This is a genomic window from Achromobacter deleyi (assembly GCF_013116765.2).
Classification (GTDB): Bacteria; Pseudomonadota; Gammaproteobacteria; order Burkholderiales; family Burkholderiaceae_B; genus Achromobacter; species Achromobacter deleyi_A.
Genome location: NZ_CP074375.1, coordinates 6115408 through 6137363, shown reverse-complemented (window position 1 = coordinate 6137363; position 21956 = coordinate 6115408). Strand labels below are relative to the sequence as shown.

The window sequence follows — 21956 nt, the reverse complement described above, 5'->3', positions numbered from 1 at the left end:
CGATATTGCAGCCTACTCTTCGCACTAGATAATGTCTAATATATGACTTGTTGTTGACTCATATCGGTTGAATATGGCATCCGTAGACCTGCGCCTGCTGCGCTACTTCCTGGCGGTGGCCGAGGAATCCCACCTGACCAAGGCCGCGGCCCGGCTCGGCATCCGCCAGCCGCCGCTCAGCCAGCAGATCCGCGTGCTTGAGCATGAACTGGGCGTCACGCTGTTTCACCGCCTGCCGCGCGGCATGGAGCTCACGGAAAGCGGCCGCGCGCTGCTCGAAGACGCCCGCAACATCATCGCGCTGGTGGACCAGGCCGTGGACGGCGTGCGCCGCGTGTCGCTGGGCGAGGCAGGCCGGCTGACCGTAGGCTTCACGGGGTCCGCCGCCTTCCATCCCTTCGTGCCTTCGGTCATCCGGCGTTTCCGGGAAAGCGCGCCGCAGGTGCGCCTGGTCCTGGAAGAAAGCAGCACCGGCGAACTGATGGAGGCCGTTGCCGAAGGGCGCGTGGATGTGGCCTTCATCCGGGGCGCCTATGGCCCCGACCGGGGCGTGGTGATGGAAACCGTGCTGGAGGAAACCATGCTGGCCGCGTTTCCCGCGGACCATCCCGCCGTCAAGGGCCGGGTGCGCGAACACATCGCGCTGTCCGAACTGGCCGACGAGTCGCTCATCCTGTACCGCCGCCACAGCGGCCCCGGCCTGTACGACGCCATCATCGCGGCCTGCAGCGCCGCCGGCTTCAGCCCGCGCATCGCGCAGGAAGCGCCGCGCATGCTGTCCACGCTGAGCCTGGTCGCCGCGGGCCTGGGTGTGTCGCTGGTGCCCGCGTCGCTGCGCCGCGTGAACATCGAGGGCGTGGTGTACGTCGGCGTGACCCACCCGGCGGAGCTGCGCGCGCCGCTGAACCTGATCTGGCGCGACGCCCCCATGTCCGGCGCCACCCGCAAGCTGATCGACGAGGCGCTGCGACATCGGGACGAGTCCGAGGCCTAAGGCGCGGCGCTACACTTCCCGCCAACCGCATTCTTCAACCCAGCCATGCTTTCCGAATCCCCCATCGGCGTATACGACTCCGGCGTCGGCGGCCTGAGCGTGCTGCGCGCCATCCGAGACGCCCTGCCCCACGAGCCGCTGCTGTACGTGGCCGACTCCGCCCACGTGCCCTACGGCGAGAAAACACAGGACTTCGTTGAACGGCGCGCCTGCGCGATCGCCGACTACTTCGTGTCGCGCCAGGCCCGCGCCATGGTGGTGGCGTGCAACACGGCGACCGCCGCCGCCATTGCCCTGCTGCGCCGGCGCCATCCCGGCCTGATCATCATCGGCGTGGAGCCCGCCATCAAGCCCGCGGCGCACCTGACGCACAGCGGCGTGGTCGGCGTATTCGCCACCACCGGCACGCTGGCCAGCCCCAAGTTCGCCGCGCTGGTGCAGCGCGAGGCGCCCGAAGTGCGCATTCTGCTCAGGCCCTGCCCGCAGTGGGTGCGGCTGGTGGAGCAAGGCATACTCTCCGGCCCCGAGGCCGAAGCCGCGGTGCAGGCGCCCGTGGCCGAACTGCGCCAGGCCGGCGCCGACGTGCTGGTGCTGGGCTGCACGCACTTTCCGTTTCTGCGAGACCTGATCCAGGCGGCGGCCGGTCCCGGCGTGCCGCTGCTGGAAACCGGCGCGCCGGTGGCGCGCTGGCTGCGCCATCAGTTGCAGGAACGCGGCCTGCTGCACGGGCAAGGCCCGGGCGAACTGCAGCTGGAAACCACCGGCGTGGCCAGCGCCCTGGCGGAACTGGCCAGCCGCCTGCTGGGGCAGCCGCTCAGTGCCGCAGCCACGCCGGAACGCTGGCGCTGAGCGCGCGGGGATTGATCCCGCGCATCTCGCCGCGGCCGGATTCGGCGAATAATTGGGATACAGTGGAACGCGCCGCTCTTTGCGGCCCGCACACAAGGAGACGCCCATGAAACGCATCCTGATTCCCGTCGACGGCTCGCAACAAGCCCTCAATGCGGTCAAGGCCCTGCTCGACGCCCGCCGCTACGACCCGGTCGAACGCGTGGACCTGCTGACCGTCCAGATTCCCCTGCAGGCGGGCAAGTTCGCGCGCGGCCTGTCCCAGGCGGAAATCGACGCTTACCACGAAGAGGAAGGCCAGGCCGCCGTGCAGGCCGCCAGCGCCTTGCTGTCCGAGGCGGGCGTTCCGTTCGAGACCCATATCCAGGTAGGCGCCGCGGCGGAGACCATCGCGCGCGTCGCCGGTGAAACCGGGGCCAACGAGATCTACATGGGCACGCGCGGCCTGGGCTCGGTCTCGGCCATGTTCATGGGGTCCGTCGCGACAGGCGTCCTGCACCTGACGGAGCTGCCCGTCACGCTGGTCAAATAAGGCCAAGGAGCATCCATGCTGAATATCCTCGTCCCCGTCGACGGCTCCGACAATGCCAACCGCGCCGTCGTGTATGCCCGCCGCCTTGCCCAGGGCGCCAAATACGCGCGCATCCATCTGCTCAACATCCAGACGCCTCCCCGCGGCCGTGCCGGCGTTTCGAGGCTGATCACGCAAGACATGATCAACGACTTCTACGCCCGCGAAGGCCGGGAGGCCTCCGAGGAAGCGCGCAAGCTGCTGGATGCGGCCGGCGTCGACTACGCCAGCCACGTCGTCTTCGGGCACGCGGCGACCGAAATCGCCGGCTATGCGCAAGACCACGGCTGCGCCCGCATCGTCATGGGCACGCGCGGCAACGGGTCGCTCGTCAACATCCTGATCGGCTCCGTCGCCAATCAGGTGGTGCAGCTGGCGCAGGTGCCGGTCACGCTGGTGAAGTAAGGCCGCAAGCCTGGCCCGCATGAGCGCCAGGCCGCCCGCGTGAGTATGATGAGACCGACAGATAGCTCTGGAGTCGCATCATGCACATCCTGCGTATCTCGCTGGCGGCCGGCCTTGCGCTGACGGTGCTCAGCGCCTGCGGCGAAGTCGCCAGGCTGCCGGTCGAGGCCGGCATGGGCCCGAACCCCCAATTGCCGCCTCCCAACACCACCCTCATCCCCACGGTGAACACCGCCCGGGCCGTGGGCTGGCCACCAGGCGCGCACCCGGTGGCCGCCAGCGGCCTGGCGGTGACGGCATACGCCGGCGGACTGGACCACCCGCGCTGGCTGTACGTGCTGCCCAACGGCGATGTGCTGGTGGCCGAGACCAATGCCCCGCCCAAGCCCGAAGACGCCGCGGGCGGCATCAAGGCCTGGGCCACCGGCGTGGCGATGAAGCGGGCCGGCGCCAAGACCGTCAGCGCAAACCGCATCACGCTCTTGCGCGACGCCGACCATGACGGCGTGGCCGAAACGCGCAGCGTGCTGCTGGAAGGGCTGAATTCCCCCTTCGGCATGGCGCTCATCGGCAACCAGCTTTATGTGGCCAACGCCGATGCGGTCATGCGCTATCCCTATGAGACCGGCCAGACCCATATCGCCGCCCCCGGCGTGAAGGTCACGGACCTGCCCGCCGGCATCAACCACCACTGGACCAAGAACCTGCTTGCCAGCGCGGATGGCGCCCGGCTGTATGTGTCCGTCGGCTCCAACAGCAATGTGGGCGAAAACGGCATGGACATCGAGGAAGGCCGCGCCGCCATCTGGGAGCTGGACGTGGCCAGCGGCGCCAAGCGCCTGTACGCCACGGGCCTGCGCAATCCGGTCGGCATGGCCTGGGCGCCGGATGGCAAGACGCTGTGGACGGCCGTCAATGAACGCGACGAACTGGGCAGCGATCTCGTGCCCGACTACATGACCTCGGTGCGCGACGGCGGCTTCTACGGCTGGCCCTACAGCTATTTCGGCCAGCACGTCGATACCCGCGTCGAGCCCCAGCGGCCGGAACTGGTCGCGCAGGCCATCGTGCCCGACTACGCGCTGGGTCCGCACACGGCCTCGCTGGGCCTGGCCTGGTCGGGCGGCGCGAAGCTGCCCGAGCCCTACATAAACGGCATGTTCGTCGGCCAGCACGGCTCCTGGAACCGCGATCCGCGCAGCGGCTACAAGGTGATCTTCGTGCCCTTCGACAAGAACCAGCCCAGCGGACCCGCGCGCGACGTGCTGACGGGTTTCCTCAATGAAAGCGGACAGGCGCAGGGCCGGCCGGTAGGCGTGGCCATCGACGCACAGGGCGGCCTGCTGGTGGCGGACGATGTGGGCAATGTGGTCTGGCGCGTCGGCGCGCAACCGTAGCGATACGCCCGCCATGAAGGATCCGGCGGCGCGCGCCGGCCTTGGGCCGAACGCCCCCCGCCCCTACAATGGCCGCTCCCGGAATTCCAGACAGGAGCGAGCATGAGCACGGAAAAAGTGGCGGTCGTCACCGCCGGAGGCAGCGGCATGGGCGCGGCGGCGGCGCGCAAGCTGGCGGCGGACGGATACCGCGTCGCCATATTGTCCTCGTCGGGCAAGGGCGAGACGCTGGCGCAGGAACTGGGCGGGCTGGGCGTCACCGGGTCGAACCGGTCGCCCGAGGATCTGGCCAGGCTGGTGGATGCCGCGCTGCAGAAATGGGGCCGGATTGATGCAGTCATCAACAGCGCCGGCCACGGCCCCAAGGGTCCGCTGCTGGAGATCAGCGACGACGACTGGCACCTGGGCATGGAGTTCTACCTGCTGAATGTCGTGCGCATCGCGCGCCTGGTCGCCCCCGTCATGAAGCAGCAGAAGTCGGGCGCCATCGTCAACATTTCCACCTACGCCACGTTCGAACCCGAAGCGCTGTTCCCGACCTCGGGCGTGTTCCGCGCCGGCCTGGCCGCCTTCACCAAGGTGTTCTCGGACGAATACGCCCAGCACAACGTGCGCATGAACAATGTGCTGCCGGGCTTCATCGACAGCCTGCCTGAAAAGGAAGACCGCCGCGCGCGCATCCCGATGGGCCGCTACGGCACGGCCGAAGAGGTCGCGGACCTGATCGCTTTCCTGGCCTCCGATGCGTCGTCCTACATCACCGGCCAGAATATCCGCATCGACGGCGGCATCACGCGTTCCGTCTAGATCTGATCCTTTTGGCTTAATCCCTCATCCGAATGACGGTATTGAAGCGCGCACCGGGCTTTTAGTACCGTAGGTTTTCGCATTCGACGAGGTGCCTGCGCATGTCCGCTACGCCGTCAGCGGCTGCGCAGCAGCCCGCTCCGCCCGCTCCCGCCGCCCCCACGCCGGGCCAGGCCTCGCGCTTTCTGGCGCAGGCAACGTTCGGCCCGACGCCCGCCCAGATCGACGCCGTGGTGCGCGACGGCTACGCGGCCTGGCTGGACGCGCAATTGGCGCTGCCCCCGTCCCAGACCCATTTCGACTGGCTGCTGCAGCAGCGAAAGAACACCGAGGCCTTCAAGGGCAACGGTATCAATGCGCCGCTGGAATCCACGCTGTGGCGCAAGTTCATCAGCGCGCCGGACCAGGTGCGCACGCGGGTGGCGTTCTCGCTGTCCGAGATCTTCGTCGTCGGGGTTTCGTCCATCACCGCGTCCTGGCCGCTGTTTGGCGCCGCGGGGTTCATGGACCTGCTGGCCGAGCATGCGCTAGGCAACTACCAGGACCTGCTGACCGCCGTGACGCGCAACCTGTCCATGGGCTGCATGCTGACCTACCGCGGCAACCGCAAGGAAGATCCCAAGACCGGCCGCCACCCCGACGAGAACTACGCGCGCGAGGTCATGCAGCTGTTCAGCATCGGCCTCCTGGAACTGGAGCAGGACGGCACGGTAAGAATGGTCAAGGGCGCGCCCGTGGAAACCTATACCAATGCGGACGTGCAAGGGCTGGCCAAGGTATTCACCGGCTGGGACATCAACGGCCCGGAGACGGACGTGGAATTCCACCGGCGGCCGATGGCGCTCAACAACGGGCTGCATTCGATGTCCGAGAAGCGCTTCCTGGGCGCCGTCATCCCCCCCGGCACCGATGGCCACCTGTCTCTCAAGCGCGCCATGGACGTGATCTGCGCCCACCCCAACGTGGGGCCGTTCATCGGCATGCAGCTCATCCAGCGGATGGTGACCAGCAATCCCAGCCCCGCCTACGTCGGCCGCGTGTCCGCCGTGTTCAACGACGACGGCAAGGGCGTGCGCGGCAACCTGAAGGCGGTCGTGCGCGCCATCCTGCTCGATCCGGAGGCCCGCCAGCCCGATCTGAACGCGCCCCACTGGGGCAAGGTGCGCGAACCCATCCTGCGCTTCTCGGGGTGGGCGCGGGCCTTCGGCGCCGAGTCCACCAACGGCGCGTGGGCGATGCCGGACACCACGGACAACACGATCCGGCTGGCGCAAAGCCCCATGCGATCGGCCACGGTCTTCAACTTCTTCCGCCCCCGCTACACGCCGCCCGTGACCGAACTGGCCAGGCGGCACCTGGTGGCGCCCGAATTGCAGATCACCGACGAGACCAGCATTGCCGGCTACCTGAACTTCCTGGCGATCTACGCGGACCGGGGCTGGGAGGATCTGCAGACCTCCTATGCGCCCGAGATCGCGCTGGCCCGGAACCCGGACGCACTGGTGGCCCGCGTGGTGCTGCTGCTGGCGGGCGATGCGTTCAGCGCGGCCACCGCCGCCGCCATCGCGCGGGCGGTGGCTACCCTGCCCGCCGACCGCCCCCGGGACCGCGTGCGCGCGGCCATCATGCTGGTGGCGGCCACCCCTGAATACCTGGTGCAGAAATGACACGCTCGCACGACGCCGACCGCCGCGCCTTCCTGCTGCGCGCCTGCGCGCTGGGCGCCACCGGCGCCGCCGCGCCGCTGGCCCTGAACCTGGCCGCGATCGGGGCCGCCGCGGCGCAATCGGCGCCGTCCTCGTACAAGGCCCTGGTCTGCGTGTTCCTGTATGGCGGCAACGACCCCTACAACACGCTGGTCCCCTTCGACGCGCCTGCCCATCGGGCCTACGCCGCGGCCCGCGGCGACATCGCCCTGCCCCGCGACGCGCTGCGCGCCACCGCCCTGCGCGGCAAGGAGGGCGCGGCGGGCGGGGCGCAGTTCGCCCTGGCGCCGGCGCTGGCGCCGCTGGCGCCGCTGTACGAGCGCGGCGACATGGCGGCGCTGCTGAACGTGGGACCGCTGGTCGTCCCCACCACCAAAGCGGAATACATCGGCGCGCGCGTGCCGCTGCCGCCCAAGCTGTTCTCGCACAACGACCAGCAATCGTACTGGCAGGCGCTGGCGCCGGAAGGCGCCTCGTCCGGCTGGGCGGGCCGGTTGACGGACCTGTTCGCCGGCGCCAATGCGCAGCGCAGCTTCACGGGCATCACGGCTGGCGGCAGCACCGTGCTGCTCGCCGGCCGCAAAGTGGCGGGCTATCGCGTGGGCATCAATGGATCCACGCAGATCGACATGCTGCATCGCGACATGTATGGCTCCAGCGCCTGCACCGCCTTGCTGCGCGAACTGATCACGCAGCCGCGCGAGCATCTGATGGAGCGCGAGATGTCGCGCATCGCCGCCCAGTCCATCGACGCCGACCTGCGGCTGCGCGCCGCGCTGGCGGGCGTGGCGGTGCCAGGCGATTTTTCATCGCCACTGGCCCAGCAGCTGAAGATCGTCGCCCGCATCATCGGCGCGCGGCAAGCGCTGGGCGCGCGTCGCCAGGTGTTCTTCGTGTCGCAGAACGGTTACGACAACCACACCGGCCTGAACGACACGCATCCGGCGCTGTTGCAGGAAATGGGGCAGGCGCTGGCGGCGTTCCAGCAAGCCCTGTCGGCAATGGGCGTGGCCGATCAGGTCACCACGTTCACGGCGTCGGAGTTCGGCCGGACGCTGGGATCAAATGGCAACGGCTCCGACCACGGCTGGGGCTCGCACCATTTCGTGCTGGGCGGGGCGGTCAACGGCGGCCGCTATTACGGATCCCACCCGGAGATTGCGCTGGACGGCCCCGGCTTCGTCGACAACGGCCGCCTGCTGCCCACCACGGCGGTCGACCAGCTCGGCGCGTCGCTGGGCACCTGGTTTGGCGCCAGCCGCGACGACCTGCGCATGGTGTTCCCCAACCTGAAGCACTTCGGGGCGGAACCGCTGGGGATACTGGATCGCACTGGCGCTGGCGGCCCAACCGCTCTATAACCTCATGCATCAGGCTGGCGCCATGCCGGCCACGCCGCGCTTTCCCGTCCATCCGTATCCGCACCCGCAACATGAGCCTCACCCCTGATCTGGCGTTGCAGTCCGCCACCGAAGACGACCTGCCGTTCCTGCTGTCCTTGCGCAAGTCCACCATGACCGAGCATTTGCGGCGCGCCGGCGCGCCGCTGGACGACGAGCACCATCTGGCGCGCATCCACTATCACTTCGACGACGCGCAGATCGTCTGGCTGGACGGCAGGCCAGCCGGCCTGCTCAAGCACTACCGCGATGCCGCCGGCTGGCGCATCGTCCAGATTCAGATCGACCCCGCCTTCCAGGGCCAGGGCCTGGGCCGCCGGCTGCTGGCCGGCGTGCTGGACCAGGCGGACGCCGAAGGCGCGCCGGTCACGCTGAGCGTGCTCAAGGGCAACCCCGCCCGGCGGCTGTATGAAGCGCTGGGCTTCACCCCCATCAAGGAGACCGATCTGGAGCATGAAATGCGTTACGAACCCGGCGCCGTCCGGCCGGCCGGCTGAGCCTTTGCGGTTTCTTCCGTGGTCGCGGGAATAAAGCGATACCGGGCAGCGTCCGTAGAGGGCAGTCCCCCAACTTTCCCACCTACGAGGCAAAACATGCGCAATCACATCGCCGCAGCCCTGGTCCTTACCTCCGCTGCCCTGTTCTCGGCCGGCGCCCACGCCCAGGCCGTCAAGACCCAGGATGGCATCCTGGTCAACAGCGCCGGCATGACGCTGTACACCTTCGACAAGGACTCCGCGGGCAAAAGCGTCTGCGTCGACCAGTGCGCCAAGGCCTGGCCCCCCGTGGCCGCTGCCGCGGACGCCAAGCCCATGGGCGACCTGACGGTCATCACCCGCGACGACGGCTCCAAGCAATGGGCGCACAAGGGCAAGCCCCTGTACCTGTTCGCCAAGGACACCAAGCCGGGCGACAAGACCGGCGACAACTTCAAGGAAATCTGGCACGTGGTCAAGCCCTGATACGGACGGGTACCTGTTCCGACCATGCGCGCCGAAGACGAAGCCCTGATCCTGGCCTGCATCCCCAGCCTGCGGCGCTATGCCCGCGGGCTGACGGGCGACCCCCACCGGGCCGACGACCTGGTCCAGGACACGCTGGAGCGCGCATGGAGCCGCTATTCACGATGGCAGCGGCGCGGCGAACTGCGCGCCTGGATGTTCGGCATCATGCACAACCATTTCATCGACGGCGTGCGCGCGTCCAGCCGGCGGGTCGACCAGACGGCGCCGGGCGATCTGCCCGACGCCCCCGTGCGCGCCACCCAGACCGACCACCTGGAGGTGCGCGACCTGGACCGCTGCCTGCAAGCCCTGCCGGCCGAGCAGCGGGAAGTCCTGTTGCTGATATGCGTGGAAGACCTGTCCTATCAGGAAACCGCCCAGATACTGGCGGTGCCGATCGGCACCATCATGTCGCGCCTGTCGCGCGCCCGCGAAAAGCTGGGCGCGCTGATGCAGGGCCGCGACACGGTCAGCCGGCTACATCGCGTGAAATGACATGACTGACAAACGCCTGCTACCGGTGCCCACCACCGGCACCCCCATCACCGAGGCCGATCTGCACGGCTACGCGGACGGCCAGTTGCCGACTGCCCGCCATGCCGAGGTCGCGGCCTTTCTTGCGACCCATCCGCAGGACCAGACCCGCGTGGACGACTGGAAGGAACAGCGGCGCGCGCTGCACGCCCTGCTGGATCCCGTGCTGGACGAGCCCCTGCCGCTGCGCCTGCCGCTCAAGGCTCCGGTGCGCGCATGGCCGTGGCGCGCGCTGGCCGCCAGCGTGGCCATCGCCGCCGTCAGCGCCAGCGCGGCCTGGCTGGTCCGAGGGGCCCTGGATGCCCGCCATCTGCAGACCGTGCTGGCCACGGTCAGCCCGGAGCGCGCCGCGGGCGGCTACGCCCAGCGCGCCGCCATCGCCCACGCTGTCTACGCGCCCGACATGGGCCGGCCCGTCGAGGTCGGCGCCGACAACGAAAAAGGACTGGTCACCTGGCTGACCAAGCGCATGGGCGCGCCCGTGCGCGCACCGTCGCTGTCGCAGGCCGGCTACGAGCTGGTCGGCGGTCGCCTGCTGCCTGGCGGCGCGGGGCCGGTCGCGCTGTTCATGTATGGCGCGGCCGACGGCCAGCGCCTGACCCTGTATGTCACCCGCGAGGCCGCGGGCGAACAGACCGCCTTCCAGTTCACGCAGGAAGGGCCGGTGCGGGTGTTCTATTGGGTGGAAGGACAGTTCGGCTACGCGCTGTCGGGCGCCGTCAGCCGCGACGAGCTGCAGCGCGTGTCGCAAGAGGTCTACCGGCAGTTGCAGGGCTAGGGCCTGTCAACACCGAAAGGAGCCTGGCACGGGCCCCAAGGTTCCGCCGCGTTCAAGCCGCGGCGTTTTCCCGCGCTTCGTGCAGCATGTGCAGCGTGATCTTGCGCACCTCCGCCTTGCTCATCTCGATGTGTGAACGCAGCATGCGCGACGCCTCGTCGGCGCGCCGCGCCAGCACCGCGCGCAGGATGGCCGCGTGCTCGTCATAAGTGGCGTCGACGCGGAAGTCCTTGGTGAAATCCAGCCTGCGCACGATGCGTATCTTCTCGGTCACGTCGCGGTGGATCTGCGCCATCTCCGGGTTGCCGGCGGCCGCCACCAGCGAGCAATGGAACGCCTCATCCAGCTGCGCCACCAGCCGGCCGTCCAGGATGCGCTGCGGCGGCGGCACCAGCCACACGTCGGTCAGCGCGCCGAGTATTCCGGCCGGATCCATGTGCTGGCGGGCGCACAGTTTGTCAACCGCCGCCTGCTCCAGCACCACGCGCACGTCGTACAGCGCCTCGAAGCGTTCAAAATCGAACGGCCGCACCTGCCAGCCGCTGCGCGGCCGCGCCAGCACGAAGCCTTCGCGCTCCAGCCGGGCCAGGCCCAGCCGCACCGGCGTGCGGCTGACGCCCAGCCGCGCCACCAGATCGGCCTCGGTGAAGCGTTCGCCCGGCAACATGCGGAAGTCGAACAGGTCGTCCTTGATGCGCTGGTAGACTTGGTCGGCCAGCGAGCCGGCCAGCGCCGGCGCCTGGCGCATGGCGGGCCCGGCCTGCACGGATTCCAGCCGCATCATCCGGTCACGGCGCACGTGGCGTCTTCGGCCATCACGATCAGCGGATCGCCCGCGTTCACGGGTTTGCCCGGCACGCAGCGGATCGCCGTCACCGTGCCCGCCGCCGGCGCGATGACGGACAACTCCATCTTCATGGCCTCCACCACCACCAGCGTATCGCCGGCCGACACGCTCTGCCCCACCTCGACCGGTATCTTCCAGATGTTGCCGCACATGTCGGCGCTGACCAGGCGCTCGCCTTCGCGCAAGGCGGTCTCGGCCTCGGGTTCGGCGGCGGCCTGCTCCACCACTACGTCCTCGGTCTTCCACAGCGCGACCTCGGCGTCGAAGGCCGTCTTCTGGCGCGCCTGGAATGCGGCGATGCTGTCGGCCTGCTCCGCCAGGAAACGCTGGTGGGCGGCGAAGTCGAACACTTCCTCCTCGATGCGCACCGTGGCCCGGCCTTCCCGGAAGTCCTCGCGCAGCCCGTCCAGCTCGGCTTCGGTGACCGGATAGAAACGCACCTGATCGAAGAAGCGCAGCAGCCAGGGCTTGCCGTCCTGGAACACGGGGTTCTTCAGGAACTTGTTCCAGATGGGCAAGGTGCGCCCGACCAGCTGGTAGCCGCCCGGAGAATCCATGCCGTAGATGCACATGTACACGCCGCCGATGCCCACCGTGCCTTCGGCGGTGAAGGTGCGCGCCGGGTTGTACTTGGATGTCAGCAGGCGATGGCGCGGATCTATCGGCACCGCGCAAGGCGCGCCCAGGTAGACGTCGCCCAGGCCCATGATCAGATAGCTGGCGTCGAACACGATGCGGCTGACTTCGTCGCGGTCGTCCAGGCCGTTGATGCGCTGGATGAAGTCCACATTGTTCGGCAGCCACGGCGCGCTGGCGCGCACGGTTTCCTGGTAGCGCCGCACGGCGCCCAGCGTGGCGGAGTCCTCGAAGGCCATGGGCAGGTACACGACGCGGGTCGGCACCTTCAGCGTGGCCACGTCGGCCAGCCCCGCCTCGATCTCCAAGAGGCGCGCGATCAACGCGCCCTGCAGGATGACGCGGCTGTCGTACCGGATCTGCAGGGAGCGCACGCCCGGCGACAGCTCCTGGACACCCGCGATCGGGTCGGCGTTCAGCGCTTGCATCAGCAAGTGGATGCGCATGCGCAGCGCCAGGTCCAGCACGTTGTCGCCGTATTCCAGCAGCAGGTAGCCGTCGCCCGCCTGCCGGTAGGACACCGAAGGCCGCGAGCCCTCGGCCGGCAGGGCCGCGACGATGGTTTCGGACACGGTGGCCGGCACGGGAGCCGGCGGGGTCGCCGCGGGCGCCACCGCCGACAGGCCGGCCACGCTGCGGTCCTGCGCGGCTTCCAGCGCCACGGCCTGCGGGTAGTCGATGCGCACGAAACGGATCCGGTCGCCCGGCTTGACCTGCCCTACCTTCCACAATTCGGCGCGGGCGATGGTGACGGGGCACACGAAACCGCCCAGGCTGGGACCGTCGCGGGTCAGGATCACCGGGCTGTCGCCCGTGAAGTTGATGCTGCCGATGGCGTATTCGCAGTCATGGATGTTGGACGGATGCAGTCCGGCCTCGCCGCCGTTCTCGCGCGCCCAGGTGGGCTTGGGGCCGATCAGGCGCACGCCCAGGCGGTTGGAGTTGTAGTGGACTTCCCAGTCCGCGGCGAAGAAGGCCTCGATGGCTTCGGGCTGAAAAAAGTCCGGCGCGCCATGCGGGCCATACAGCACGCCGATCTCCCACGCGCTGCCATATTCGGGAATCAGTTCGGCGGGCGCGGCCTGCGGTTCCGTCAAGGGCTGCGCCGCGGCGGCGCCCGCCAGCTCCGGGCGCACCACCGGCAGCATGTCGCCCACGCGCAGGGTGCGGCCGGCATGGCCGCCGAACTGGCCCAGGACAAAGGTGGAGCGGCTGCCCAGGTAGACCGGCACGTCCAGCCCGTTGCGCACCGCCAGATAGCTGCGGCAGCCCGATAGCGCGCGGCCGGTGGCCAGCACCTGGCCAGAGCGCACCGCTATCGGCTGCCACATGGGCACGGGCTCGCCGTCCAGGGTGGCCGCGCAGGCCGCGCCCGTCAGCGCCACGATGGCGTCGCCGTGAAAGCGCAAGGTCGGTCCGACCAGCGTGGCTTCGATGCCGGCGGCGTCCGGCGCGTTGCCCACGATGCGGTTTGCGACGCGAAAGGCGTAGTCGTCCATCGGCCCCGAAGGCGGCACGCCGATGTCCCAATAGCCGGCGCGGCCCGGATAGTCCTGCACGCTGGTGTAGGTGCCCGCTTCCAGCACCTCGATCGCCGCGGGCCGGTAGGCAAAGCTCTCCAGGAAGCGCGTGGACAGCTTGCCGGCGCGAAAGCGCTCGTCGGCCACGATCTGGCGCAGGTAGTCCAGGTTGGTCGCAATACCGTGCAGCCGGGTCCTGGCCAGGGCGTCGGCCAGCTTGTCCAGCGCGGCCTCGCGCGTGTCCGCATGCACGATCAGCTTGGCCAGCATCGGGTCGTAGAAGGCCGGCACCTCCGTGCCCGTCGCCACCCAGCCGTCCACCCGCACGCCTTCCGGAAACGACACCTCGGTCAGCACGCCGGGCGAGGGCTGGAACTGGCGCAGCGGATCCTCGGCATACAGCCGCACCTCGATCGATGCGCCGCGCGGCGCGCGCGACATCGCGGCATAGTCCAGCGGCTGGCCCGCGGCCACGCGCAGCATGCATTCCACCAGATCCAGCCCGGTCACGGCTTCGGTCACGGGATGCTCGACCTGCAGCCGCGTGTTGACCTCAAGAAAGTAGAAGCTGTCGCGCGCCGGGTCGTAGATGAATTCCACCGTGCCGGCCGAGCGGTAGTTGACGGATTCGCCCAGCTTGACGGCAGCCTCGAGCAGCGCGGCGCGCGTGGCGGCGGGCAGCAGCGGGGCCGGGGTCTCTTCGATGACTTTCTGGTTGCGCCGCTGCACCGAGCAATCGCGTTCGCCCAGCGCCAGCACGCGGCCCGCGCCGTCGCCAAAGATCTGCACCTCGACGTGCCGCGCATTGTCCACATAGCGCTCGATGAAAGCGCCGCCGTCGCGGAAAAAATGCTCGCCCATGCGCTGCACGCTGTCGAACGCCACCGTCAGTTCGGCCTCGTTTTCGCAGCGCGACAGGCCGATGCCGCCGCCGCCGGCCGTGCTCTTCAACATCACCGGGTAGCCGATGCGCTCGGCCTGCGACAGCGCCTCTCCCAGGCTGGCCAGAAGGCCGGTGCCGGGCGTCATCGGCACGCCGGCCTCGGCCGCCAGTTCGCGCGAACGGTGCTTCAGGCCGAACTCGCGGATCTGCAGGGGCGTGGGGCCGACGAACGCGATGCCCGCGGCTTCGCAGGCGTCGGCGAATTCCGCGCTCTCGGACAGGAAGCCGTAGCCGGGGTAGATCGCCTGCGCGCCCTGCTCGCGGGCGGCGGCCAGCAACAGGTCCATGCGCAGGTAGCTGTCGGCCGCCTTCTCGCCGCCCAGGGCGACGGCCACGTCGGCCTCGCGCACATGCGCGGCGTTGCGGTCCGGATCGGAATAGACGGCCACGCTGCGGATGCCCAGGCGCTTGAGGCTGCGGATGGCGCGGACGGCGATTTCGCCGCGGTTTGCAATCAGAACGGTATCGAACACGATGCGACTCCCTGGTGTCTGGCGGGGTTAGCGGGGGGTGGCGTTGAGGCTGGCCAGATAGGCGCGCCAGCCGCCGAAGGCGGTGATGTCCCGCGCGCCGTCCAGGCCGCGCGGCTCGCAGATGAAGCCCTTGACCTTGCGGCCGTCCTGCAGCTCCAGCGTGCCGATGCCCAGCGGCGCGGGGATCTCGGCCACGAAGGCGCCGAAGGCCGTCACCGGCACGTCCCACAGCTCGACCTCGATGGCCCCGCCGCTGTCCGACTTCACCAGGCCGGGCTTGGGCGGCGTGGTGTTGGCCAGGGCGTAGAGCCGGTAGTCGCCCGCGGTCAGCGTCTTTTCCACAAACACCGCATGGCGCGACGTCAATTGATGATTCAGCGGCATGCCCGTCAGGTGCGCGCCCACCACCGCCACCCGCACGGTGTCGGCGGGCGCCTCGCCGGACGCAGCATCCGGGGCCGGCAGCGGCGCGCCGGTGGCGCCCAGCGGCAGGCCGCGCAACGCCTGCCAGTGCTTGCCGAACCGCGCCAGCGCGCGGTCCTGCCACGCCAGGCCGATCAGCGTGATGCCCGAGGGCAGGCCATCGCCGCGCATGCCCGCAGGCACCGCCAGCGCCGACAAGTCGGCCAGGTTGGCAAAGTTGGTGTACACGCCCAGGCGCGAGTTCAGCGTGACCGGGTCGGCCTCGAGCTGGGCGATGGTGTAGATGGAGGGCGAGGTCGGCACGACCAGCGCATCGAAGCCCGCCAGCGCCTGGTGGATCCGCCGGGTCAGTTCGGCGCGGCGGTACTCGGCCTTGAATGCGTCCAGCGCGCTGTAGTGGGCGGCCTGCTCCACGATGCCGCGCACCACGGGGTTGATGGCGTCCGGCTTGTCCTTCCAGAGCGCTTCCACGGCGGCGTAGCGTTCGGCCACCCACGGGCCCTGGTACAGCAGCGCGGCCAGCTCGTCGAACGGCGCGAAGTCGATGGCCTCGACCTGCGCGCCCGCTGCCACTAGCCCTCGCACCGCGTCGTCGAACACGGCGGCCGCCTGCGCATCGCCAAAGAACTCCAGCGTGGCGGGAATCGCCAGCCGTGGCGCCTTGGGCCACGGCTGCGCACCGGCCGGCATGCGCCGCGAATAGGGATCGCGTTCGTCAAAGCCGCCGGCCACGTCCGCCACGCGTTCGGCGTCGTCCACCGTCAACGCGAAGATCGACACGCAGTCCAGCGTGCGGCAGGCGGGCACCACGCCCGCCGTGCTGAGCCAGCCCTTGGTGGGCTTCAAGCCCACGATGTTGTTGAAACCCGCGGGCACGCGGCCCGAGCCCGCGGTATCGGTGCCCAGCGAAAACGCCGCGATGCCGCGCGCCACCACCGATGCCGATCCGGAGCTGGAGCCCCCGCTGACGTACTCCGGCTTGAAGCTGTTGGCCACGGCGCCGTGCGGCGAGCGCGTGCCCACCAGGCCGGTGGCGAACTGATCCAGGTTGGTCTTGCCGATCAGGATGGCGCCGGCGGCGCGCAGGCGCTGCACGACGGTCGCGTCCTCGCCTGGCGTGTAGGCGAACTCGGGGCAGGCCGCCGTGGTCGGCCAGCCCGCCGCGTCGATGTTGTCCTTGATGGCGAAGGGCACGCCATACAGCGGCAGGCGCGACATGTCGCCGCCCGCGGCCGCCAGCAACAAGCGCAGGCCGTCGAGCTGTTCGTCCAGCAGGTCGCGGTCGACCCGCCGTATCCAGGCATTGTCCCGCGGGCTGTCGGACGTGGCGGCATAGGCGGCCAACAGCGCTTCGGGCTGCGCGCCCTCGCGGTAGGCGGCCAGCCACTGCGCGATCGTCCAACCGACGGGGCTCTTCTGCGTTGCTGCGGCATTCATGCTGGAATCCTTTCTTGTATACAAGTACGGATTCCCAAGCAATCGGCGTGCCATGTTGGCCGACTGCTTCACCTTCCCTCTGGTTTACGCCGGCAAACCCCATGCAAACGCGGTTTTGCCGCCGGCGCGCGCCGCGCCGCCCGCACCGCGAGCGGGCGCAACACGCACCTGTTTTGTGCATGCGGCACCGTTTTGATCCGGCCCATGCCGCAACGCGGCAGTCGCGCGCATTCACGTAAACACCCCTTCTTCATACGGCGGTCCCGCGCCACGCAGGCACTTGGCACGCCTTTTGCTTTGAAGTCCAGGTTGTCGGGTGTTGTTCAGAACGTTCTCGCCGGCCAAACCGGCACATTCCATCCAGGAGTCACCATGAAACGCAGACTAGCCCTTAAGCAACTGACCGCCGTGAGCCTGTTGGCCATGTCCGGATGGATGCCACAGGTGTACGCCGCCGACGACACCATCAAGGTCGGCATCCTGCATTCCCTGTCGGGCACCATGGCCATCTCGGAAACGTCGCTCAAGGACGTTGCGCTGATGACCATTGAAGAGATCAACGCCAATGGCGGCGTGATGGGCAAGAAGCTTGAGGCCGTGATCGTGGACCCCGCCTCGAACTGGCCGCTGTTCGCGGAGAAGTCGCGCCAGCTTCTGTCGCAGGACAAGGTGGCCGTCGTGTTCGGCTGCTGGACCTCGGTGTCGCGCAAGTCCGTCCTGCCGGTGTTCAAGGAACTGAACGGCCTGCTCTTCTACCCCGTGCAGTACGAAGGCGAAGAGCTGGAGAAGAACGTGTTCTACACGGGCGCCGCGCCCAACCAGCAAGCCATTCCCGCGGTGAAATACCTGATGAGCGAAGATGGCGGCGGGGCCAAGCGCTTCGTGCTGCTGGGCACCGACTACGTCTACCCCCGCACCACCAATAAGATCCTGCGCGCCTTCCTGCACTCCAAGGGCGTGAAGGACAGCGAAATCGACGAGGTCTACACCCCGTTCGGCCATTCCGACTATCAGACCATCGTGGCCAACATCAAGAAGTTCGCCACCGGCGGCAAGACCGCCGTCATCTCCACCATCAACGGCGACTCCAACGTGCCCTTCTACAAGGAACTGGGCAACGCGGGCCTGAAGGCCACGGACGTGCCGGTCGTGGCGTTCTCGGTGGGTGAAGAGGAACTGCGCGGCGTGGACGCCAAGCCGCTGGTGGGCCATCTGGCGGCCTGGAACTACTTCGAGTCGGTCAAGAACCCGGTCAACGAGGAGTTCATCAAGAAGTGGAAGGCCTATGCCAAGGCCAAGAACCTGCCCAACGCCAACACGGTCGTGACGAACGACCCGATGGAAGCCACCTACATCGGCATCCACATGTGGAAGCAGGCCGTGGAGCAAGCCAAGACCACGGACGTGGACAAGGTGATCGCCAACATGGGGGGCCAGAAGTTCAATGCGCCCGACGGCTACACCATCGAAATGGACAAGACCAACCACCACCTGCACAAGCCCGTCTACATCGGCGAGATCAAGGGCGACGGCCAGTTCAACGTGGTGTGGAAGAGCAAGGGTCCGATCCGTGCTCAACCCTGGAGTCCGTTCATCCCGGGCAACGAAGGCAAGCAAGGCCTCTAAAGGAAAGGGCAGCCATGCGCATCGCGGCAATCGCATTCTTCTTGCGTCGTTTTCTTCTTGCGTGGCTGGTCGCCATGCCGATGCTGTCCGCGCCCGCGGCGGCCGCCGGCCTGGACCCGTCCATGCTTGCGCCGCTGGCCGGCGACGACACGGACGCCAAGCTGCAAGCGATTGCCGCGCTGGGCCAGCAGCCCGATCCCGGCGCGGCCGCGGTGCTGCAGGCGCTGGGCAACGACCAGCTCTACGCAACCACCGACGGCCGCTTGCTGATCGGGGATGGCGGCGCGCGCGCCACCGACCCCTCGACCGGCGCCACCGTGGACCTGCCCGCGGGCTCGGGCACCGTCACCATCAACAACCGCCTGCGCCGCGCCATCGAGGCCGCGCTGGCGGGCTCGCGCCTGTTCTCCGACAAGCCCAATGAACGCCTGGACGCCGCCCGCCGGCTGCAGCAGACGGGCGACCCGGCGCGCCTGCCCATGCTGGAAAAGGCGCTGGCATCCGAAAAGAACGAGGCCGTGCGCGAAGCGCTGCTTATCGCGCAGGCCAATCTGGAATTGAAAAGCGCCGACCCCGCCAAGCGGCGCCACGCGGTGGAGCTGCTGGGCAGCACCCGCAACGCCGCCTTCCGCCCCACCCTGGCCGCGCTGACGCAGGAGCGCGACGGCGTCCACGCCGAGCCGGACGCCGGCGTGCGCGAGGCCGCCGCCAACGCGCTCAGGCAGATCGACCGGCATCTGTCCACGATCGAATGGGCCGGCAATCTGTTCTATGGCGTGAGCCTGGGCAGCGTGCTGTTGCTGGCGGCGCTGGGCCTGGCCATCACCTTCGGCCTGATGGGCGTCATCAACATGGCGCACGGCGAACTGCTGATGATCGGCGCCTACGTCACCTACGTCGTGCAGACGCTGTTCCGCTCCTGGCTGCCGGGCTGGCTCGACTGGTACGTGGTGGCCGCCCTGCCCCTGGCCTTCGTCGTGACGGCGCTGGTGGGCATGGCGCTGGAACGCACCGTCATCCGCTGGCTTTACGGCCGGCCGCTGGAAACGCTGCTGGCCACCTGGGGCATCAGCCTGATGCTGATGCAGGGCGTGCGCACGCTGTTCGGCGCGCAGAACGTGGAAGTGGGCAACCCGAGCTGGATGTCCGGCGGGCTCACGGTGCTGGGCGGGCTGGTGCTGACCTACAACCGCCTGGTCATCATCGGCTTCGCCTTCTTCGTGGTCTTCCTGGTGTGGGCGCTGCTGAACCACACGCGGCTGGGCCTGTTCGTGCGCGCCATCACGCAGAACCGCCGCATGGCCGACTGCGTGGGCGTGCCCACCGGCCGTGTCGACATGCTGGCCTTCGGGCTGGGGTCCGGCATTGCCGGGCTGGCGGGCGTGGCGCTGTCCCAGCTGGGCAACGTGGGCCCCGACCTGGGCCGCGGCTACATCGTGGATTCGTTCATGGTGGTGGTGCTGGGCGGCGTGGGCCAGCTGGCCGGCACCGTCATTGCCGCGCTGGGCCTGGGCGGCGTCAATAAATTCCTGGAGCCTTACGCGGGAGCCGTCATGGCCAAGATCACCATCCTGGTGCTCATCGTGCTGTTCGTCCAAAAGCGGCCGCAAGGCCTGTTCGCCCCCCGCGGCCGGAGCGTCGAATGAGACAGACCGCGCTGACCGACCTGAACCTGCTGGCCCGCCGCCCCCTGTTCTCGGGGCGGGTGTGGACGGCGCTGGCCGTGGCCGTCGCCCTGCTGGCCTTGCTGCCGCTCCTGAACCTGGTGTTTCCGCCCGGCCATGCCCTGCATGTGTCGGCCTATGCGGTGGCCCTGCTGGGCAAGTTCATGTGCTACGCCATGGCGGCGCTGGCGCTGGACCTGGTGTGGGGCTATGCCGGCATCCTGTCGCTGGGCCACGGCCTCTTCTTCGCGCTGGGCGGCTATGCGCACGGCATGTACCTGATGCGCGCCATCGGCCGCGACGGCGTCTACCAGAGCGAGCTGCCCGACTTCATGGTGTTCCTGGACTGGAAGAGCTACCCCTGGTACTGGTCCTTCACCGAACACTTCTGGTACGCGATGCTGCTGGTGGTGCTGGTGCCGGGCGTGCTGGCCTTCGTGTTCGGCTACTTCGCCTTCCGTTCGCGCATCAAGGGCGTGTACTTCTCGATCATCACGCAGGCGCTGACGTTTGCCGCCATGCTGCTGTTCTTCCGCAACGACACGGGCTTTGGCGGCAATAACGGCTTCACCGACTTCAAGCGCATCCTGGGGTTCGACATCACGGCGCCCGGCACGCGCGCCACGCTGTACTGGGTCACGCTGGCGGCGCTGGCCGGCGCGCTGGTCCTGGCGCGCATGGTCACGCAAAGCAAGCTGGGACGCGTGCTGACCGCCGTGCGCGACGCCGAGAACCGCCTGCGTTTCATCGGCTACGATCCGCTGGGCTTCAAGCTGTTCGTGTGGACCCTGTCGGCCGTGCTGTGCGGCATCGCAGGCGCCCTGTATGTGCCGCAGGTCGGCATCATCAACCCCAGCGAGATGTCCACCGAGACCTCGATCGAAATGGTGATCTGGGTGGCCACGGGCGGACGCGGCACGCTGGTCGGCCCCATCATCGGCGCCGGCGCGGTCAACGGCCTGAAGACCTGGTTCACCAGCGTGCTGCCGGAGTTCTGGCTGTATGCGCTGGGCCTGATCTTCGTGCTGGTGACCTTGTTCCTGCCCACGGGCATTGTCGGCCTGGCCCGCCGCATCGCAGCCCGCATCCAGGAGAAAAAGGCATGACGACCACGCATACCGAATCCGCCATGCTGGACGGCGGCCCCAGCGGCGACGCCGGCTACGGCCGCGTCAGCCCCAAGGGCCTGGACACCAGCCACGGGGCCATCCTGTACCTGGAGGGCATCACGGTCAGCTTCGACGGATTCAAGGCCTTGAACGACCTGACGCTCGACATCGGCGTGGGGGAACTGCGCTGCGTCATCGGCCCCAACGGCGCGGGCAAGACCACGATGATGGACGTGATCACGGGCAAGACGCGGCCCACGGCGGGCACCGCCTACTTCGGCCAGAGCATCGACCTGACCACGCTGACCGAGGCGCAGATCGCGCACGCCGGCATCGGCCGCAAATTCCAGCGGCCCACCGTGTTCGAGCAGCACACCGTGTTCGAGAACCTGGAGCTGGCGATGAAGACGGACAAGCGCGTGCGTCCCACCCTGTTCTCGCGCCTGACCGGCGAAGAGGCCGACAAGATCGGCGAAACCCTGGACCTGATCCGGCTGCGGCCCGAAGTGTGGCGGCCGGCCGGACTGCTGTCGCATGGCCAGAAGCAGTGGCTGGAGATCGGCATGCTGCTGATGCAGGAGCCGCAGCTCTTGCTGCTGGACGAGCCCGTGGCCGGCATGACGGACGCCGAAACCGAACGCACCGGTGAACTGCTGAACGAGCTGCGCGGACGCCATTCCCTGATGGTGGTGGAGCACGACATGGACTTCGTCAACCAGATCGCCGGCGACGGCAAGGTCACGGTGCTGCACGAAGGTTCGGTGCTGGCGGAGGGGCCGATGAGCAAGGTCCAGGCCGACCCGCGCGTGATCGAAGTCTACCTGGGGCGCTGA

19 protein-coding genes are annotated in these 21956 nt (G+C 68.6%); 16 read left to right on the top strand and 3 right to left on the bottom strand.

The features are described 5' to 3' along the window. Positions 1-73 precede the first annotated feature (73 nt). From HLG70_RS27850 to HLG70_RS27795, 12 genes are all read left to right on the top strand, one after another. The gene (locus HLG70_RS27850; protein ID WP_171667157.1) at positions 74-994 is read left to right on the top strand and encodes a LysR family transcriptional regulator; all 921 of its coding nucleotides are present in this window, start codon (positions 74-76) and stop codon (positions 992-994) included. 45 nt (positions 995-1039) lie between these two features. Then, entirely contained in the window at positions 1040-1843 is an 804-nt protein-coding gene (gene murI / locus HLG70_RS27845) for a glutamate racemase (protein ID WP_171667158.1), read from the top strand. Between the two features lie 106 nt (positions 1844-1949). After that, the gene (locus HLG70_RS27840; protein ID WP_171667159.1) at positions 1950-2375 is read left to right on the top strand and encodes a universal stress protein; all 426 of its coding nucleotides are present in this window, start codon (positions 1950-1952) and stop codon (positions 2373-2375) included. Between the two features lie 15 nt (positions 2376-2390). Beyond that, entirely contained in the window at positions 2391-2819 is a 429-nt protein-coding gene (locus HLG70_RS27835; RefSeq protein ID WP_171667160.1) for a universal stress protein, read from the top strand. 80 nt (positions 2820-2899) lie between these two features. Next, positions 2900-4216 carry a PQQ-dependent sugar dehydrogenase gene (locus HLG70_RS27830; protein WP_171667161.1) on the top strand — a complete coding sequence of 439 codons (1317 nt, stop codon included), beginning with the start codon at positions 2900-2902 and terminating at the stop codon, positions 4214-4216. A gap of 102 nt (positions 4217-4318) precedes the next feature. Then, on the top strand, positions 4319-5023 hold the full coding sequence (locus tag HLG70_RS27825) for an SDR family oxidoreductase (protein WP_171667162.1): 705 nt from the start codon (positions 4319-4321) through the stop codon (positions 5021-5023). A 101-nt stretch (positions 5024-5124) separates the two neighbouring features. Beyond that, a complete protein-coding gene (locus HLG70_RS27820) occupies positions 5125-6690 on the top strand; it encodes a DUF1800 domain-containing protein (protein ID WP_171667163.1) in 1566 nt (521 codons plus the stop codon). Next, positions 6687-8090 carry a DUF1501 domain-containing protein gene (locus tag HLG70_RS27815; protein ID WP_171667164.1) on the top strand — a complete coding sequence of 468 codons (1404 nt, stop codon included), beginning with the start codon at positions 6687-6689 and terminating at the stop codon, positions 8088-8090. The genes HLG70_RS27820 and HLG70_RS27815 overlap by 4 nt, the downstream gene beginning before the upstream one ends. 71 nt (positions 8091-8161) lie before the next feature. Next, complete coding sequence (locus tag HLG70_RS27810) at positions 8162-8626, top strand: GNAT family N-acetyltransferase (protein ID WP_171667165.1); 465 nt, start codon at positions 8162-8164, stop codon at positions 8624-8626. 96 nt (positions 8627-8722) lie between these two features. Continuing rightward, positions 8723-9091: a COG4315 family predicted lipoprotein gene (locus HLG70_RS27805; RefSeq protein ID WP_171667166.1), complete on the top strand. Its 369-nt coding sequence runs from the start codon at positions 8723-8725 to the stop codon at positions 9089-9091. A gap of 24 nt (positions 9092-9115) precedes the next feature. Then, entirely contained in the window at positions 9116-9628 is a 513-nt protein-coding gene (locus HLG70_RS27800) for an RNA polymerase sigma factor (RefSeq protein ID WP_171667167.1), read from the top strand. A gap of 1 nt (position 9629) precedes the next feature. After that, complete coding sequence (locus HLG70_RS27795) at positions 9630-10445, top strand: anti-sigma factor family protein (protein ID WP_171667168.1); 816 nt, start codon at positions 9630-9632, stop codon at positions 10443-10445. A gap of 52 nt (positions 10446-10497) precedes the next feature. On the opposite strand, the gene HLG70_RS27790 is transcribed toward HLG70_RS27795, so the two are convergent. The 3 genes from HLG70_RS27790 to atzF are packed head-to-tail and all read right to left on the bottom strand — an operon-like array spanning position 10498 to position 16724. Then, positions 10498-11229 (bottom strand): GntR family transcriptional regulator, encoded by a 732-nt coding sequence (locus tag HLG70_RS27790; RefSeq protein ID WP_171667218.1) that lies wholly within the window; start codon positions 11227-11229, stop codon positions 10498-10500. Beyond that, the gene (uca, locus tag HLG70_RS27785; RefSeq protein WP_171667169.1) at positions 11226-14864 is read right to left on the bottom strand and encodes an urea carboxylase; all 3639 of its coding nucleotides are present in this window, start codon (positions 14862-14864) and stop codon (positions 11226-11228) included. The genes HLG70_RS27790 and uca overlap by 4 nt, the downstream gene beginning before the upstream one ends. Positions 14865-14891: 27 nt before the next feature. Continuing rightward, positions 14892-16724 (bottom strand): allophanate hydrolase, encoded by a 1833-nt coding sequence (gene atzF, locus HLG70_RS27780; protein WP_171667170.1) that lies wholly within the window; start codon positions 16722-16724, stop codon positions 14892-14894. A gap of 372 nt (positions 16725-17096) precedes the next feature. On the opposite strand from atzF, the gene urtA reads away from it, so the two are divergent. From urtA to urtD, 4 genes are read left to right on the top strand one after another with little or no spacing between them, the layout of a single operon-like run. Continuing rightward, a complete protein-coding gene (gene urtA / locus HLG70_RS27775; protein WP_171667171.1) occupies positions 17097-18350 on the top strand; it encodes an urea ABC transporter substrate-binding protein in 1254 nt (417 codons plus the stop codon). A 14-nt stretch (positions 18351-18364) separates the two neighbouring features. Further along, positions 18365-19996, top strand: a complete 1632-nt coding sequence (gene urtB, locus HLG70_RS27770; protein WP_171667172.1) for an urea ABC transporter permease subunit UrtB — start codon at positions 18365-18367, stop codon at positions 19994-19996. After that, the gene (gene urtC, locus HLG70_RS27765) at positions 19993-21120 is read left to right on the top strand and encodes an urea ABC transporter permease subunit UrtC (RefSeq protein WP_171667173.1); all 1128 of its coding nucleotides are present in this window, start codon (positions 19993-19995) and stop codon (positions 21118-21120) included. The genes urtB and urtC overlap by 4 nt, the downstream gene beginning before the upstream one ends. After that, positions 21117-21956 carry an urea ABC transporter ATP-binding protein UrtD gene (gene urtD, locus HLG70_RS27760; protein ID WP_171667174.1) on the top strand — a complete coding sequence of 280 codons (840 nt, stop codon included), beginning with the start codon at positions 21117-21119 and terminating at the stop codon, positions 21954-21956. Before urtC ends, urtD begins: the two co-directional genes overlap by 4 nt.